We start from the raw sequence: 16,249 nt of genomic DNA on the forward strand, positions 1-16,249 counted from the left end.
GACGGGGATCGTCCCGTGCGTCGCGACGGGGAACGTCCGGTTCGCCGTGAGGGGGACCGTCCTGTTCGTCGGGACGGTGCGTCGCGTCCGTTCCGCCAGGATGGTGACCGTCCGTTCCGTCGGGACGGGGATCGTCCCGTGCGTCGCGACGGGGAACGTCCGGTTCGCCGTGAGGGGGACCGTCCTGTTCGTCGGGACGGTGCGTCGCGTCCGTTCCGTCAGGACGGTGACCGTCCGTTCCGTCGGGACGGGGATCGTCCCGTGCGTCGCGACGGGGAACGTCCGGTTCGCCGTGAGGGGGACCGTCCTGTTCGTCGGGACGGTGAGTCGCGTCCGTTCCGTCAGGACGGTGACCGTCCGTTCCGTCGGGACGGGGATCGTCCCGTGCGTCGCGACGGGGAACGTCCGGTTCGCCGTGAGGGGGACCGTCCTGTTCGTCGGGACGGTGAGTCGCGTCCGTTCCGTCAGGACGGTGACCGTCCGTTCCGTCGGGACGGGGAACGTCCGGTTCGCGGTGACGGCGACCGCCCGTCCTACCGGGGTGGCGACGGCCGCTCGGCACGTCGCGACGGCGGAGAGCGCGGCTTCGGCGGCGGCGATCGGCGACCGTCGCGCGACAGCCGTCCCGGTGCGGGCGCGCCCCGGCGCTTCGACCGCGATGATTCGCGCGCGACCCGCCCGCCGCAGGACCGGCGCGAACGTGGACCCGAGTTGCCCGAAGACGTCACCGCCTTCGACCTGCCCGGTGCGGCGCGCAACGAGCTCAAGACCCTGAGCAAGGACAACGCCGACAACGTCGCCCGGCACCTGGCGATGGCGGCCCGTTTCATCGACGAAGACCCCGCCCTTGCTCACCAGCACGCCCTCGCCGCATCGCGCAGCGCGGGGCGAGTCGGCGTCGTCCGTGAGACCGTCGCGATCACCGCCTACGCGGTCGGCGACTTCGCGCTCGCCCTGCGCGAGCTGCGTACCCACCGACGCATCACCGGCTCCGACGAGCAGCTGCCGCTCATCGTCGACAGCGAGCGCGGCGTCGGTCGCCCCGACCGCGCCCTCGAAGAGGGACGAGCGGTCGACCGATCGACCCTGTCCGTGCCGGTTCGCGTGCAGTTGGCGATTGCGATGTCGGGCGCCCGCCTCGACCTCGGTCAGGTCGACCGCGCCCTGCAGGAGCTCGAGATCCCCGAGGCCGATCCGGATCGCGCCTTCGAATGGAGCCCGGCTCTCTTCTCCGCCCGCGCCGCCGTCCTCGAGGAGCTCGGCCGCGAGGCGGAGGCCGCCGAGTGGCAGCGTCGGGCCGATGTCGCCGCAGAGGCGCTCGATGCCGCCGCCGGCGTCGCCGACCGCGAGGTCATCGTCGTGGAGGAGATCGACCTGATCGACGACGACGGCGGTGTGGACGTGGCATCCGGTGTCATTCCCGTCGACCACGTGGACGAGGACGACGCCCCGGCCGACGGCGTCGTCGAGGCAGAGGCGGAGATCGAAGACGCGGCCCTCTTGGACGGCGAAACGGCTCCGTCGCACGGAACGACCTCGCCTTCCGGTGCAGGCGTGGGCATCGCCGACGACGACGCTGCGGGGGCGGACGACGAGGCCGAGGGGTCGCGATGATCTTCCGTCGGACCGCCGCGCAGTCTTCTCCGCTCGACGGGGTGGACGTCGTCCTCGCCGATCTCGACGGAGTCGTCTACGCGGGTCCGGGTGCTCTTCCGCACGCGGTCGACAGCCTCAATCGCGCGCAGGCCGAAGGACGCCGGCTCGGATACATCACCAACAACGCCTCCCGCACCGACGCGTCGGTGGCGGAGCACCTGAACTCCCTCGGTCTGCAGGTGGTGGCCGACGATGTGACCACCAGCCCGCAGGCCGCGATGCGCCTGATGAAGGACCTCGTGCCCGCGGGGTCGACGCTCCTCGTCATCGGCGGGGAGGGGCTGATCGTCGAGGTCGAGAAGGCCGGATTCGTCGTCACCCGCAGCGCCGACGACTCTCCGGCCGCGGTGGTGCAGGGCTTCGCGCCCGAGGTCGGATGGAAGCACCTCGCCGAGGCCGCCTACGCCCTGGCGACTCCTGTCGAGGAGGGCGGCATCCCCTGGGTGGCGACGAACACCGACTGGACCATTCCCCAGGCGCGCGGGATCGCCCCGGGCAACGGGACCCTCGTCTCGGCCGTCCACACGGCGGTCGGACGCCTCGCGACGATCGCCGGCAAACCGGAACGCCCCATCTTCGACGAGGCCGTGACGCGCACGGGAGCGACGTCGCCCCTGTTCATCGGTGATCGTCTCGACACCGACATCCAGGGGGCGCGTACGGCTGGGATGCCGTCGCTTCTGGTGCTGACCGGTATCGACCGGCCGAAGCAGGTGCTGGCGGCGCCGCCCGCGCAGCGCCCCGACTACATCGTCGAAGACCTGCGCCAGCTGTTCGAGCCCTACCCGGCGACCATCGTCAAGGGCGAGCGCACGCGGGTGGGCGACGCTGTCGTCGAGATCGACGGTGTCGACCTGCGCATCGTGTCGGCCGGCGACCGGCAGATCGACCTGCTGCGCGCGGGCGCCGCCGCCATCTGGAACTCCGGCCGCGCGATCTTCGGCTTCCGCGTGCCGGAGCAGCTGTACGCGGACCCCTTCCGCGTGCGCTGACGTCGGTAGCATGGCATCCATGTCGGACAGTGCCGCGCCGGATGCCTCGACCGATCTGCTCGATCGGCTGCGTCTCATCGAGGAGCAGCCGCTCGACGCGCGCGCGGACGCGTACGCCGCCGTGCACGACGAACTGGCGCAGCGTCTCGCGTCGGCGCCCACCGACTCGTCGACCGCGTCGCGCCCGTGACGGCCCGCCTCGACGCCGAGCTCGCCGCGCGCGGACTCGCGCGCTCCCGTTCGCACGCGTCGCAGCTCATCGCCGCGGGCGTGGTGAGCGTCGACGGGCGCCCGGTCGTGAAGCCGTCGACGCCCGTCGCCCCGACGAGCGAGATCTCCGTCGCCGGGGCCGATCACTACGTCAGTCGTGCGGCGCACAAGCTCCTCGCCGCCCTCGAGGCGTTCCCGGTCGAGGTGGAGGGACGCACGGCCCTGGATCTCGGCGCCTCGACGGGCGGGTTCACGCAGGTGCTGCGCGAACGCGGTGCCCGACCGGTCATGGCCGTCGACGTCGGTCACGGACAGTTGTCCACCGTTCTGGCGGCCGACCCCGACGTCGTGTCGGTCGAGGGGTATAACGTGCGGTTCATGACCGCCGACTCCCTCGCCGCAGCGACGGGCGTTGACGAACGCCCGCGCGTGGTCACCGGCGACCTGTCGTTCATCTCGTTGCACCACGTGCTGCCGGCCGTCGCGAGCACCGCCGCGCCGGACGCCGACGTGTTGCTGCTGATCAAGCCGCAGTTCGAGGTGGGCCGGACGGCGGTGAAGGGCGGTCTCGTGACCGACCCCGCCCTGCGTTCCGACGCGGTGCACGGCGTCTTGTGGGCCGCGTGGGACACCGGACTGCGCACGGCCGGACTCATCGCCTCCCCTCTCGTCGGCACCCACGGCAACCAGGAGTATGTCGCGTGGTTCTCGGCCGTTCGGGGCGGCGACCCCTCAGAATGGGAGAGCACCGTGACCGAACTGACCGGAAGCCGATGACCCCCAGCGATCGCCGAATCCTCCTCGTCGTGCACGCCCGACGCGACGACACCGTCCACGCCGCCGAGCGCATCCTCACCGCGGTCCGAGCGGCCGGAGCCACGCCCGTGGTCTCGGCGGAGGACCGTCCCGAACTCGCTGAGCGGCTCTCGCTCGAGGGAGTGGAGACCCTCGGCGTCGATGTCGACATCGCCGACGTGGAGCTCGCGATCGTCCTCGGCGGCGACGGAACGATCCTGCGGGCGGCCGAGACCGTGCGCGGGGGGCGGGCGCCCATCCTCGGCATCAACATGGGGCACGTCGGCTTCCTGGCCGAGATCGAACGCGACGACATGGACGACGCCGTCCGCCGCGTGATCGACCGGGACTACACCGTCGAAGAGCGTCTCGCCCTCGCCGTCCGGGTGCTGGATGCCGACGACAGCGTGATCTTCGAGACCTGGGCCCTTAACGAGGCCACCGTGGAGAAGGCGAGCCGAGAGCGGATGCTCGAGGTCGTGATGGAGGTCGACGGGCGACCGCTGTCGTCGTTCGGATGCGACGGCGTCGTCGTCGCTTCGCCCACCGGGTCGACCGCCTACAACTTCTCGGCCGGCGGGCCCGTCATCTGGCCCACCGTCGAGGCCATCGCCGTCGTCCCGCTGTCGGCTCACGCGCTCTTCGCCCGCCCCCTCGTGGTGAGCCCTGACGCGACCGTCGCCGTCGAGGTGCTCGAGCGCACCAGCGGGAGCGGCATCCTGTGGTGCGACGGTCGCCGTTCGCACGAGCTGCCGCCCGGGGCGCGGGTCGTCGTGCGCCGCTCGTCGCGCCCGGTACGTCTCGCGCGTCTGCACCCGGCGGCCTTCACGGACCGGCTGGTGCGCAAGTTCCGCCTCCCCGTGACCGGCTGGCGCGGCTCCACCGGAGGTGCCGCGTGATCGAGGAGATGCGACTGAGGGACCTCGGCGTCATCGCCGATGCGACCCTGCCGATCGGCCGCGGTTTCACGGCGATCACGGGGGAGACCGGCGCCGGCAAGACGATGGTCGTGACCGGTCTCGGTCTGCTGCTCGGGCAGCGCGCCGACTCAGGAGCCGTCCGCTCGGGCGCCGCGCAGGCCGCCGTCGAGGGTGTGTGGCTCGTGCCCGAGGACGGTCCCGTGGCCGCCCGCGTGCGCGAAGCCGGCGGAGACGTCGAGCCGGTCGGCGAGGGCGCGGCGGAGCTGTACCTCGGCCGCACCGTATCGAGCGAGGGGCGCGGGCGTGCCACCGTCGGCGGCCGGACCGCCCCGGCGGGCGTGCTGGCCGATCTCGCCGACGATCTCGTCGTCGTGCACGGGCAGTCCGATCAGCTGCGTCTGCGCTCGGCCTCGGCCCAGCGCGATGCGCTCGACCGCTTCGGCGGGGACCCGGTGGCCACGGCCCGCACGACCTATCGCGCCGCGTGGGACACCTGGCGTGCGCTCGACGCCGAGTTGACGAGTCTCACCGGCGACCGCGATGAGCGGGCCCGCGAAGCCGAGCGGCTGCGCACCGCCATCGCGGAGATCGAGGCCGCCGCGCCTCTCGCCGGCGAGGAGGACGAGCTCGCGCGCCGCGCCGAGCGTCTCGCGAACGCCGAAGAGCTGCGCATCGCCGCGGTCACCGCGCACGCGGCCCTCTCGAACGAAGACGGCGGTCCCGACGTCGTTTCGCTTCTGGCCGAGGCCCGTCGCGCCCTGGAACGCATCTCGGGCAGCGACGCCGCCCTGGCCGCGATCGCCGAGCAGGTCGCCGACCTCGGCTACCGCGCCACCGACGCCTCCGTCGCGCTGTCGGGGTACCTCGCCGACCTCGACGAGTCCGGTCCGCACGAGCTGGCGGCGGTCGACGAGCGTCGCGGGGTGCTCGCGGCCCTCGCGCGCACCCACGGCTCGGTGGATGCCGCCATCGAACTGCTCGCGACGGGGTCCGCCCGCCTCGTCGAGCTCGACGACGACGGCGACCGTCTCGAACGGCTCACGGCTCAGCGCGACGACGCGGCGCGCGACCTCGACGCGGCCGCCGACGCCCTGACCGCCGCCCGGCGCGAGGCGGCGGAACGGCTCGGGGCCGCGGTGACGGAGGAGCTGCACGCCCTCGCCCTCCCCGATGCGCGCCTGACCGTCGACGTGGCTCCTGCCGCACCCGCCGCACACGGCCGCGACGACGTCTCGATCCTCCTCGCCCCGCACCCCGGGGCCGACCCGCGGCCGGTGTCACGCGGGGCGTCGGGTGGAGAGCTCAGCCGCGTGATGCTCGCCATCGAGGTGGTCATCGCCGTCGTCGATCCGGTGCCGACCTTCGTCTTCGACGAGGTGGATGCCGGAATCGGTGGCGCCGCGGCCATCGAGGTCGGACGCCGTCTGGCGCGCCTGGCCGAGTCGGCGCAAGTCATCGCGGTCACGCACCTCGCGCAGGTCGCGGCCTTCGCGGGGAACCATCTCACGGTCGTCAAGGGCAACGACGGGTCGGTCACGGCATCCAGTGTCCGCCGACTCGACGGCGCCGAGCGCGAAGCGGAGATGGCACGCCTGCTGTCGGGACTGAGCGACTCGGATGCCGCCCTGACCCACGCCCGCGAGCTGCTGGAGACCGGGCGGGCACGCTGACACGAGCGCGCGGACCCCTGATCGACACGCGCGCGTGACGTGGATGTCGGAAGGGGCTGCCAGACTCCGAGCGAACCCCCACACCCGACTGATAGGATCGAAGCCCGTGATGCAGACTTCGGACGCGGGACATTCAGACAGCACGACCTTCACGACGAAGCACATCTTCGTGACCGGAGGAGTCGTCTCCTCCCTGGGCAAAGGCCTGACGGCGGCAAGCCTCGGCAACCTTCTCACGGCCCGCGGACTCCGCGTGGTCATGCAGAAGCTCGATCCCTATCTCAATGTGGATCCGGGCACCATGAACCCGTTCCAGCACGGCGAGGTCTTCGTGACCGACGACGGTGCCGAGACCGACCTCGACATCGGTCATTACGAGCGCTTCCTCGACATCGAGCTCAGCCAGGCGGCCAACGTCACTACGGGCCAGATCTACTCGCAGGTCATCGCGCGCGAGCGTCGCGGAGAGTACCTGGGCGACACCGTGCAGGTCATCCCGCACATCACGGACGAGATCAAGCGCCGGATGCGCCTTCAGGCGAGCGAGAGCCCGCAGCCCGACGTGATCATCACCGAGATCGGCGGCACCGTCGGCGACATCGAGTCGCAGCCGTTCATCGAGTCGGCGCGTCAGATCCGCCACGAGCTCGGCCGCAAGAACGTGTTCTTCGTGCACGTGTCGCTCGTGCCGTTCATGGGCGCTTCCGGCGAGCAGAAGACCAAGCCCACGCAGCACTCCGTCGCGACGCTGCGTTCCATCGGCATCCAGCCCGACGCCCTCGTGCTGCGCAGCGACCGGCCCGTCACCGAGTCGAACAAGCGCAAGATCGCGCTCATGTGCGACGTCGACGAGGACGCGGTCGTCAACGCGATCGACGTGCCCAGCATCTACGACATCCCGTCGATGATGCACGACCAGGGCCTCGACGCCTACATCGTCGACGCCCTGGAGATCTCGAAGGCCGCCGACGTGGACTGGACGCGTTGGAACCGCGTGCTGCAGGCGGTGCACAACCCCAAGCACGAGGTCACCATCGGACTCGTCGGCAAGTACATCGACCTCCCCGACGCATACCTGTCGGTCACCGAGGCGATCAAGGCCGGCGGCTTCGGCCAGGAGACGCACGTCAAGATCACGTGGATCCCGTCGGACCTGTGCGAGACGCCCGAGGGCGCGGCCAAGGCCCTCGGCGCGGTCGACGGCATCATCGTCCCGGGGGGCTTCGGCATCCGCGGGATCGAGGGCAAGCTCGGCGCGCTGCGCTTCGCCCGTGAGCAGGGGATTCCCACGCTCGGCATCTGCCTCGGCCTGCAGTGCATGGTCATCGAGTACGCGCGCACGGTCGCGGGGCTCGAGGGCGCGTCGTCGAGCGAGTTCGACCCCGACACCGCTCACCCCGTCGTTGCGACCATGGCGGAGCAGGTCGACATCCTCGAGAGCGGCGACCTGGGCGGCACGATGCGCCTGGGACTGTACCCGGCCGCCCTTGCGGAGGGCTCGCTCGCGGCGGAGGTGTACGGCGCGAACAGCATCTCGGAGCGTCACCGCCACCGCTACGAGGTGAACAACGCCTACCGCCAACAGCTGAGCGATGCAGGGCTCGTGTTCTCGGGACTCAACCCCGATCTCGACCTCGTCGAGTTCGTCGAACTTCCCCGCGAGGTGCACCCGTACTACATCGCCACGCAGGCGCACCCGGAGCTGCGTTCGCGTCCGACCGAGCCGCACCCCCTGTTCCGCGGGCTGGTGGGCGCCGCCCTCGAGCGTCATCGTTCGAGCGAGCTGTTCGACGTCGAGGAGGACTGACGTGGAGGAGCTGCGCGACGAGCGCGTCGATCTCGAGGTCGTCTCGACCGACGTGGTCTACGAGGGTGCGGTCTGGGACGTGCGCAGCGACACCGTGCGCTACGGCGACGGGGAGATGACCCGTCAGTACGTCGAGCACCCGGGGGCCGCGGCCGTCGTGGCCCTCGACGACGACGAGCGGGTCGTGCTGATCCAGCAGTACCGGCACCCCATCAAGGAGCGCGACTGGGAGATCCCGGCGGGCCTGCTCGATGTGGCGGGCGAGCCGCCGCTGGAGACCGCGAAGCGCGAGCTCACCGAAGAAGTCGACCTCGAAGCCGACCGCTGGCAGCACCTGCTGTCGATGCACACCACGCCCGGGGGTAACGACGAGGTCGTGCACCTCTTCCTCGCCCGCGGCCTGCGCGCGGTCGAGACCGACTACGAGCGGGAGCACGAGGAGTCCGACATGCGGGTCGAGCGCGTCGCGTTGACCGACGTGATCGACGGAGTCATCGCCGGGCGCCTGCGCAACGGCATCCTGGCCGCGGGCGCGCTCGCCGCGGCGGAGGTCCTGCGCCGCGAGGCGGCGTCGGCCTGACGTGGAGCTCGAGCGCGCCGTCGAGACGTACCTGCGTCACATCGCGCTCGAGCGAGGCCTCTCGGATCACACGGTCGCGGCCTACCGCCGCGACCTCGACGTGTACGTCGGCTGGCTGCGGGAACGCGCGGTCGCCGATGCCGATGCGGTGACACCCGAACTGGTGGCGATGTTCGGGGCCGAGCGGGCCTCGGCCGAGCCTCCGCCCGCGGCGTCGTCGCTGGCGCGGTTGCAGTCGTCGGTGCGGGGACTGCATCGGTTCCTCGTGCGCGAGGGTCGTTCCGAGACCGACCCGAGCGGGCGCCTGCGACCGCCGAAGACGCCGCGCCGTCTGCCGAAAGCGCTGACCATCGCGCAAGTCGACGACCTCCTGGATGCCGCGGGCCCCGCGCCCGGATCCGATGACGTCGCGGCGGCGGAACCGGCCGCCGTGCGGGACCGGGCCCTGCTCGAGCTGCTCTACGCGACCGGGGCCCGTGTGTCGGAGATCGTGCAGCTCGACGTCGACGACCTCGCCCACGGCGACCTGCTGCGCGTCCGCGGGAAGGGCGACAAGGAACGCATCGTCCCGGTCGGCTCGTACGCACGCGCCGCCGTCGACGCCTACCTGACGCGCGTGCGCCCGGCGCTCGCCGCGAAGGGCCGGGCGACACCGCGGCTCTTCCTCGGCGTGCGCGGGGCCCCTCTGTCGCGCCAGAGCACCTGGCTGATCATCCAGGCCGCGGCCGAAGGAGCGGGGCTCACCGCCCACGTCTCCCCGCACACGCTGCGGCACTCGTTCGCAACGCACCTGCTGCAGGGCGGCGCCGACGTCCGTGTCGTGCAGGAGCTGCTCGGTCACGCGTCGGTGGCGACGACCCAGATCTACACGCACGTGTCGGTCGACGCGCTGCGCGACGTGTACGCGACCTCGCATCCGCGCGCGCAGTGAGCAACGGCATCCGGTCCCTTCGACGGGCTCAGGGACCCGCGATGGCTCGGGGACCTGCGACGGGTTCAGGGACCTCCGGCGCGCGGGCGATGGCCGGGCCGCCCTGAGACACTAGGGGGATGACCGCCACCCTCGTCGCCCAGAACCTCGCCGGGGGATACGGCCACCGCACGCTCTTCGAGGGTGTCGACCTCACGGTCGCGCCCGGCGACGTGATCGGGCTGGTCGGGGCCAACGGCGCCGGCAAGTCGACCCTGCTGCGGCTGCTCGCGGGAGCGGACGAGCCGCTCGCCGGAACCGTCAGCCTCGCGCCCGCCGACGCGTTCGTCGGATGGCTGCCGCAGGAGCACGAGCGCGTCGCCGGCGAGACCGTCGGCCAGTACATCGCGCGCCGGACGGGGTGCGCGGAGGCCGCCCGCGAGATGGATGCCACCGCTGCCGCGCTCGGGGACCCCACCGCGGTGGGGGCGGACGACGCCTACGCCACGGCGTTGGAACGCTGGCTCGCGAGCGGCGCCGCCGACCTCGACGAGCGGATGCCGCAGGTGCTGAACGACCTGGGCCTGGAGGTGGGACCGGATGCCGAGATGACGGGCCTCTCCGGTGGCCAGGCGGCGCGCGTGGGTCTCGCGGCGCTCCTGCTCTCGCGTTTCGACATCGCCCTGCTGGACGAACCCACGAACGACCTCGACCTCGACGGCCTCGAGCGCCTCGAGACCTTCGTGCGCGGGCTGCGCGGCGGCGTGGTCCTGGTCAGCCATGACCGCGAGTTCCTGGCCCGCTCGGTGACCCGGATGCTCGAGCTCGATCTGGCGCAGAACACGCACCGCGTCTACGGCGGCGGCTACGACGCCTACCTCGAGGAGCGCGCGACGCTGCGGCGCCAGGCACGGGAGAAGTACGAGGAGTACGCCGACACGAAGGCCGACCTCGTCTCGCGGGCTCGTACGCAGCGCGAGTGGTCGAGTCAGGGGGTGCGCAACGCGATGAAGAAGGCGCCCGACAACGACAAGATCCGTCGCAAAGCCGCCACCGAGTCCAGCGAGAAGCAAGCCCAGAAGGTGCGGCAGATGGAGAGCCGCATCGCGCGTCTCGAGGAGGTCGAGGAGCCGCGCAAGGAATGGCAGCTCGAGTTCACCATCGGGTCGGCGCCCCGGTCCAGCTCGGTCGTGTCCACGCTCTCCGGCGCCGTGTTCCGGCAGGGGGCCTTCGTGCTCGGACCGGTCTCGCTGCAGGTGAACGCCGGGGAGCGGATCGGCATCACCGGGCCGAACGGTGCCGGGAAGTCGACGCTGCTGCGCGGCATCCTGGGCCGGCAGACGCCCGACGGGGGGACCGCGTCGCTCGGAACGAGCGTCGCGATCGGCGAGATCGACCAAGCGCGATCGCTGCTGGTGGGGGAACGCCCGCTCGCGGAGACGTTCGAGGCCCTCGTGCCCGAGCTGAACGCCGGCGAGGTACGGACCCTGCTGGCGAAGTTCGGGCTCAAGGCCGACCACGTCACCCGGCCGGTCGACGGGCTGTCACCGGGGGAGCGCACCCGCGCGGGGCTCGCGCTGCTGCAGGCGCGCGGGGTCAACGTGCTCGTGCTCGACGAACCGACCAACCACCTCGACCTTCCGGCGATCGAACAACTCGAGCAGGCGCTGGGCGCGTACACCGGCACGCTGCTGCTGGTCACCCACGACCGGCGCATGCTCGCCGCGGTCGAGACGGACCGGCGCTGGCACGTCGAGGCGGGGCGGGTCTCGGAGCTGTAGGCGCGACGCGCTCGCGGGCGCGCGACGAGAAACGCCCGCTGCACCGGGAAACGCTCGCAGACGGCGTTCCTCGGTGCAGCGAGCGTTTATCGGGAAATCGCGGAGGCCCAGGGGACGGGGAATCGGCGGAAAAGGCTTCGGCGGGTCAGCGGCCCTGGCGCTTCTTGTAGGGCTTGGGCTGTCCCTTGACGATCGGCGCTCGGCCCTTTCCCTTGTTCGCCTTGGCCTTGCCGCCGCCGGGGGCCTTCTGCTTCGGCGCCGGGGGCGGGGCGTCGGCGATGCGCCGGTGGGCCTCCTCGAGCAGCAGGGTGCCCGCGGGGAGCAGGCGCGTGGGTGCCGTGCGCTGCACGAGCGGCTGCCCCACCTCCTCCTCGAGCTTGTCGAGCGTCGTGTAGAGCGATGCGAGGGGGATGCCGAGCTTGTCGGCCGCGCGCGGGAAGTGCAGCTCCTCAGCGAGGGCGGCGAACCGGACGAGGTGCTCGAGCTTCATGGCATCCATTCTCCCGTGCGGAGCGGCGTGCTGTTGAGCGTCCAGGACACGCCGTCATGCAGGAGGCGCCGACGGCGTGTCCTGGACAGTCACCGAGAGGGGCCGCCGCGGTGAGGCGAGGTGGCCGGGAGGGGGAGGACCTCCGAGCGTCCAAGACACGCCGTCTCGCGAGAGGTGCGTGCGGCGTGTCCTGGACACTCGACGGGGGAGAGGGGGCGAGTGTCAGGCCGCGGTGGAGGCCAGGAAGCGGTCGGCGGTGCGGAGCGAGAGCGCCATGATCGTCAGCGCGGGGTTCGCGGCGATCGCCGACGGAAAGACGGAGTTGTCGCAGATCCACAGGTTGGGGATCTCGTGCGAGCGGCCGTCGGCATCCACCACGCCGTCCGAGGGGTCGGTCGACATGCGGCACGTGCCGATGGTGTGGGCCGTGCGGGCCAGCACCATCGTCTCGCGCGCGCCGGCGGCTTCCATCACCCGCAGCATGAACGCCGTTGCGTGCTTGTCGATTGCCTTCTCGTTCTCGCCGGCGGTGAAGCTCACTCGCGCCCGAGGGATGCCGAACTCATCGGCCTCGTCGCTCAGCACGAGCGTGTTGTCGTCGGAGGGCAGGCAGTCGGCGTTGATGCCGATGCCCGCCATGAAGCGCGCCTGCTCGAGCCGCTGCATGAGCTCGGGCCCCCAGAGGCCTCCGCCGCGCACGAGCGTCGTCGAGAAGGTCACGGGCATGACGCCGAGGCTCTGGATGAGGTAACCGCCCGCGAAGTCGGCGTCGGCGGGCCGCATCATGTCCTCGGAGATGAGCGACGAGGGGTAGCCGCGGTGTCCGCGCACCGGCTCGTCGAAGCGTCCCCACACCTGCGTCGCGCCATGGGCGAGGAAGTTGCGGCCCACCTGGCCGTTGTCGTTGGACAGCCCCGTGTGCAGCAGCAGGCGGGGCGTCTCGACGCCGCCACCAGCCAGCACGAGCGCTCGGCAGCGCTGTCGGCGGTCCACTCCGTCCTTGCGGTAGACGACGGCGGCGACGTGACCGCGGTCGTCGAGCTCGATGCCGTGCACCATCGATTCGCTGCGGATCTCGGCGCCGGCCGCGACCGCCGCCGGCAGGTACGTGTTGGCGGTGGAGGCCTTGGCATCCACCCGGCACCCCTGGTGGCACTCGCCGCAGTTGACGCAGGCGCCGCGCTCGCCGTGGTGATCCTGTAGGCGCGCGCGGGTGAGCACCGCGGCGGGGGCGTCGGCCCACCGCACGCCGAGGGCGTCGCAGCCCTTCGCCACGAGGTTCGCGGGAGCGTTGCGCTTGGCCGGGGCGTAGGCGTAGGTGCGGCTCGGGTCCCACGGGTAGGGGGTGGGGCCCGAGACGCCGATGTCGCCCTCGACGCGCTCCACGTACGACAGCAGTTCGTCGGGGTCGACCGGCCAGTCCCGGCCCACACCCGACTCGGTGCGGATCGCGAGGTCGCGACGGTCGGGACGCGGGGTGAACGCACCCCAGTGCAGCATCGACCCGCCGACGCCGCGGCCGCTGTTGTTCGGGCCGAACGCCGTGGGGTCGTCGCCACCGCTGAGGCGCTCCGACATCCAGTTGATCTCGACGGCCTCGGTCTCATCGGGCGTCAGGTCGTCCAACGCGAAGTGGCGCCCGGCCTCGAGGGCGACGACGCTGAGCCCCTTGCGGGCGAGCTCGGCCGTCAGCGGTGCGCCGCCGGCTCCGGTTCCGACCACGACGACGTCGACCGTCTCGTCGTCGGCGAATGTGCGCATGGCTTCGAGGTTCATGCGGCGTCTCCCGTCGCGATCGTGCCGCCGACTCCCGACGGCTCCCAGTCTTCCCGGCGTCCCAGCCGCAGTTCGACGTAGCCGCGGATCGGCGAGCCACCGGTGGCGAACCCGTCGTAGCCGACGCGCGCCATGCTCGCGGGATGAGCAAGCCACTGGCGCACGAGGTCGTTGCGCACGTCCTCGAGCCACACCTTCATGCGCTCGGCATCGAACGCGCCCTCGGCGGTGCTCTCGCCCTCGATCGCCGCGCGCAGGATGCGGTCGCGATCGGCGGGATCCGTCGGCCAGACGGCGGCGAGCGTGTCGAGTCCGGCGCGGTAGGCCTCGGGATCGGGCGGCAGCTCGGCGTTGCGCCAGCCGTCGCCTTCTCCGCGGGCGAGCTGCGCGTCGACGCGCGCGGCGATGTCGATCGCCGGCCCGTCCTGCGGGACCACGAGGTCCGCGATCTCGCGCAACAGGGTCAGCTGGGCCAGATCGAGCACCTCCGGGGCGTAACCGCGGTCGTCGGGCATCGCGCGACGGGCCAGGATGCCGCGCACCCGGCCGTCGACGCGGTCGCCGGCGATGAGGCGGGCCCAGTCGTCGGCGACGACCGGCCCGACCCGCACCTCGTCGTCGACGAAGCGCGTGATCGCGTCGGCCGCCTCCGCGTCGCGCTCGAGCGGGATCAGGTGACCGGTGTCGGCCAGCGAGACGAAACGCGCGCGCGGGTACACCGAGGCCAGGAGGCCGGGCTGGGCGGCGGAGCCGAGGTCGTCGTCGTCCTCGCCGGCCAGGACGAGCGCGGGAAGGCCGAGCGTGCCCACCTCGGCCGTCGCATCGACGGTGCTGCCCGTCTCGAGCCAGGCGCGCCACGCCGCGGGCGACGTGCGGCGGAGGCCGTCGAGGGCGACCGCGTGCGCCTCGGCATCGAGTGGCTCGGCGACGTTCTGGGCGAGGAAGATCTCGGCATCCCGGTCGGAGAGCGGGCCATCGTCCACCCACGACAGCATGCGCCGTCGGCGTTCCTCGTCCATCGGCTCGGGGCGGGGCGGTGAGGGCGCCATGAGCACGACGCCCGCGAGACCGAACAACGCCGCCTCTCCGCGCAGGACGCGGGAGGCGACGAGCGCGGTGATCTTGCCGCCCATGCTGTGGCCGCCCAGCAGCCAGCGGCCGCCGTCGTGAGCAGCGAGGGTCTTCTCGACGTGCGCGACGCTGTGCGCCAGGTCGGTCTCGGTGGCGTCGGCCTCGGAGCCGAACCCGGGGAGGTCGATGCCGACGACGCGGACACGGCCGGCCAGACGATCGGCCAGGCGGTCGAAGGAGCGGGCGCTCGCACCGAGCGCGTGCAAGAGGTACAGGGTGAGGGGCGCCTCGCCGGGAACGGAGGCGGTGTCTTCGGACATGTCCTCACCGTTTCGCACCGCGGCATCCGGAAAGGGTCGCTTGCGGATCGAGACGATTTGCGCAAGAACATCGCCGGTGAGGACACGCGGTACGGGGCCCGGGCGTCCGCGGAACGTCGGATGCCGTGGGTCGTGTGCAGGCACCCCTGCGCCGGGACCCCGATCACGACGGCGACGGGCCGGGTCCTCGCGAGTCGACCCGGCCGCGGGCGGCCCCCGTGGGGAGCCGGCGCGGCGGGTCGCGAGGATCCGGCCCGGATGGACGGCGACGCGTCAGGGGGTGACCATGCCGCCGTTCACGTTCAGCGTCTCGCCCGAGACGTAGCTGGATTCGGCGGATGCCAGGAACACGAACGCCGGGGCGATCTCGGCCGGCTGCCCCGCGCGCTGGTACGTGCTCTCGTCGTCGAAGTGCTCCATCTGATCGTCCGAGACGCCCTGGCTCACCTGCAGCGCCGACCAGGTGGGCCCCGGGGCGACGACGTTGACGCGGATGCCGCGGGACGCGAGCTGCTGCGCGAGACCCTTCGAGAGGTTGTTGATCGCCGCCTTGGTCGCGGCGTAGTCGAGGCGGTCGGGCGCCGGAACATAGGCCTCGAGGGAGGCGGTGTTGATGATCGTGCCGCCCTCCGGGAGGTGGGCCAGCGCCGCTTTCGTGATCCAGAACGGCGCGAAGACGTTGGTGCGGAACGTCTGCTCGAACTGCTCGTCGGACAGGTCGTCGACCTTCTCGACCATCACCTGCTTCCCGGCGTTGTTCACGACGATGTCGAGGCCGCCGAGCGCTTCGGCCGCGTGGGCGACCAGGTCGCGGCAGGCGCCGGGATCGGTGATGTCGGTCGCGATGGAGACGCCGGTGCGGCCGGCATCCCGGATCTGCTCGAGGATGTGGTCGGCGTCGCGCTGCTCGCCGGGGAGATGCACGATCGCGACGTCGGCGCCCTCGCGCGCGAAGGCGATCGCGACGGCCCCGCCGATACCGGAGTCGCCGCCCGTGATCAGGGCCTTGCGGCCGGTGAGGCGTCCGAGCCCGCGGTACGTCTTCTCGCCGAGGTCGGGGACCGGGGTCATCTCTGCCTGCACGCCCGGTTCGGGCTGGTGCTGCACGGGCGGTTCGACGCGGGCGTAGCGCGTGACCGGGTTGTCGAAAGTGAATTGGTCGCGGTCGGAGGTCATGAGGAGACGGTAGAGGGCGCCCGGGAGGGCGGGGCGGGTCTTGACGCGGCAACGACGCGCCGCAAGAGCAGCGACGCGCCGCAAGAGCAGCGAGG

15 protein-coding genes are annotated in these 16,249 nt (G+C 72.0%); 11 read left to right on the forward strand and 4 right to left on the reverse strand.

Annotation, left to right across the window (positions count from 1 at the left end; genetic code table 11):
• The 11 genes from B0B15_RS16650 to B0B15_RS15720 form a co-directional block, all read left to right on the forward strand.
• On the forward strand, nt 1-775 hold a 775-nt coding region (locus B0B15_RS16650), incomplete at its 5' end, for a hypothetical protein (protein ID WP_218641718.1).
• Complete coding sequence (locus tag B0B15_RS15675; RefSeq protein ID WP_179078796.1) at nt 712-1,614, forward strand: tetratricopeptide repeat protein; 903 nt, start codon at nt 712-714, stop codon at nt 1,612-1,614. The genes B0B15_RS16650 and B0B15_RS15675, both read left to right, overlap by 64 nt.
• A complete protein-coding gene (locus B0B15_RS15680; RefSeq protein ID WP_076677919.1) occupies nt 1,611-2,648 on the forward strand; it encodes an HAD-IIA family hydrolase in 1,038 nt (345 codons plus the stop codon). The genes B0B15_RS15675 and B0B15_RS15680 overlap by 4 nt, the downstream gene beginning before the upstream one ends.
• A gap of 19 nt (nt 2,649-2,667) precedes the next feature.
• Nucleotides 2,668-2,838: a hypothetical protein gene (locus B0B15_RS16610; RefSeq protein WP_176776667.1), complete on the forward strand. Its 171-nt coding sequence runs from the start codon at nt 2,668-2,670 to the stop codon at nt 2,836-2,838.
• Complete coding sequence (locus tag B0B15_RS15690; protein WP_076677923.1) at nt 2,835-3,635, forward strand: TlyA family RNA methyltransferase; 801 nt, start codon at nt 2,835-2,837, stop codon at nt 3,633-3,635. The genes B0B15_RS16610 and B0B15_RS15690 overlap by 4 nt, the downstream gene beginning before the upstream one ends.
• The gene (locus tag B0B15_RS15695; RefSeq protein ID WP_076677925.1) at nt 3,632-4,552 is read left to right on the forward strand and encodes an NAD kinase; all 921 of its coding nucleotides are present in this window, start codon (nt 3,632-3,634) and stop codon (nt 4,550-4,552) included. Before B0B15_RS15690 ends, B0B15_RS15695 begins: the two co-directional genes overlap by 4 nt.
• A complete protein-coding gene (gene recN / locus B0B15_RS15700) occupies nt 4,549-6,243 on the forward strand; it encodes a DNA repair protein RecN (protein WP_076677927.1) in 1,695 nt (564 codons plus the stop codon). The genes B0B15_RS15695 and recN overlap by 4 nt, the downstream gene beginning before the upstream one ends.
• A gap of 109 nt (nt 6,244-6,352) precedes the next feature.
• Complete coding sequence (locus tag B0B15_RS15705) at nt 6,353-8,050, forward strand: CTP synthase (RefSeq protein WP_076677929.1); 1,698 nt, start codon at nt 6,353-6,355, stop codon at nt 8,048-8,050.
• A 1-nt stretch (nt 8,051) separates the two neighbouring features.
• Nucleotides 8,052-8,630, forward strand: a complete 579-nt coding sequence (locus tag B0B15_RS15710) for an NUDIX domain-containing protein (protein ID WP_076677931.1) — start codon at nt 8,052-8,054, stop codon at nt 8,628-8,630.
• Nucleotide 8,631: 1 nt separating this feature from the next.
• Nucleotides 8,632-9,561, forward strand: coding sequence for a site-specific tyrosine recombinase XerD (locus B0B15_RS15715; RefSeq protein ID WP_076677934.1), 930 nt, complete (start codon nt 8,632-8,634; stop codon nt 9,559-9,561).
• A gap of 119 nt (nt 9,562-9,680) precedes the next feature.
• On the forward strand, nt 9,681-11,321 hold the full coding sequence (locus B0B15_RS15720; protein WP_076677936.1) for an ABC-F family ATP-binding cassette domain-containing protein: 1,641 nt from the start codon (nt 9,681-9,683) through the stop codon (nt 11,319-11,321).
• Nucleotides 11,322-11,466: 145 nt separating this feature from the next.
• On the opposite strand, the gene B0B15_RS15725 is transcribed toward B0B15_RS15720, so the two are convergent.
• From B0B15_RS15725 to B0B15_RS15740, 4 genes are all read right to left on the reverse strand, one after another.
• Nucleotides 11,467-11,811 carry a helix-turn-helix domain-containing protein gene (locus B0B15_RS15725; RefSeq protein ID WP_076677938.1) on the reverse strand — a complete coding sequence of 115 codons (345 nt, stop codon included), beginning with the start codon at nt 11,809-11,811 and terminating at the stop codon, nt 11,467-11,469.
• Between the two features lie 222 nt (nt 11,812-12,033).
• Nucleotides 12,034-13,572: a GMC family oxidoreductase gene (locus B0B15_RS15730; RefSeq protein WP_076677971.1), complete on the reverse strand. Its 1,539-nt coding sequence runs from the start codon at nt 13,570-13,572 to the stop codon at nt 12,034-12,036.
• A gap of 11 nt (nt 13,573-13,583) precedes the next feature.
• Nucleotides 13,584-14,978: an alpha/beta hydrolase gene (locus tag B0B15_RS15735; protein ID WP_076677940.1), complete on the reverse strand. Its 1,395-nt coding sequence runs from the start codon at nt 14,976-14,978 to the stop codon at nt 13,584-13,586.
• Nucleotides 14,979-15,251: 273 nt separating this feature from the next.
• Nucleotides 15,252-16,154: an SDR family oxidoreductase gene (locus B0B15_RS15740; RefSeq protein ID WP_076677942.1), complete on the reverse strand. Its 903-nt coding sequence runs from the start codon at nt 16,152-16,154 to the stop codon at nt 15,252-15,254.
• Between the last annotated feature and the right edge of the window lie 95 nt (nt 16,155-16,249).

It is taken from the genome of Microbacterium sp. RU1D (genome assembly GCF_900156435.1).
Classification (GTDB): Bacteria; Actinomycetota; Actinomycetes; order Actinomycetales; family Microbacteriaceae; genus Microbacterium.

Bases quoted from the DNA above. Each gene is read 5' to 3' on its own strand.
- B0B15_RS15680 (WP_076677919.1), top strand. From the start codon at position 1,611: ATGATCTTCCGTCGGACCGCCGCGCAGTCTTCTCCGCTCGACGGGGTG.
- B0B15_RS16610 (WP_176776667.1), top strand. From the start codon at position 2,668: ATGTCGGACAGTGCCGCGCCGGATGCCTCGACCGATCTGCTCGATCGG.
- B0B15_RS15695 (WP_076677925.1), top strand. From the start codon at position 3,632: ATGACCCCCAGCGATCGCCGAATCCTCCTCGTCGTGCACGCCCGACGC.
- B0B15_RS15705 (WP_076677929.1), top strand. From the start codon at position 6,353: ATGCAGACTTCGGACGCGGGACATTCAGACAGCACGACCTTCACGACG.
- B0B15_RS15720 (WP_076677936.1), top strand. From the start codon at position 9,681: ATGACCGCCACCCTCGTCGCCCAGAACCTCGCCGGGGGATACGGCCAC.
- B0B15_RS15725 (WP_076677938.1), bottom strand. From the start codon at position 11,811: ATGAAGCTCGAGCACCTCGTCCGGTTCGCCGCCCTCGCTGAGGAGCTG.
- B0B15_RS15730 (WP_076677971.1), bottom strand. From the start codon at position 13,572: ATGCGCACATTCGCCGACGACGAGACGGTCGACGTCGTCGTGGTCGGA.
- B0B15_RS15735 (WP_076677940.1), bottom strand. From the start codon at position 14,978: ATGTCCGAAGACACCGCCTCCGTTCCCGGCGAGGCGCCCCTCACCCTG.
- B0B15_RS15740 (WP_076677942.1), bottom strand. From the start codon at position 16,154: ATGACCTCCGACCGCGACCAATTCACTTTCGACAACCCGGTCACGCGC.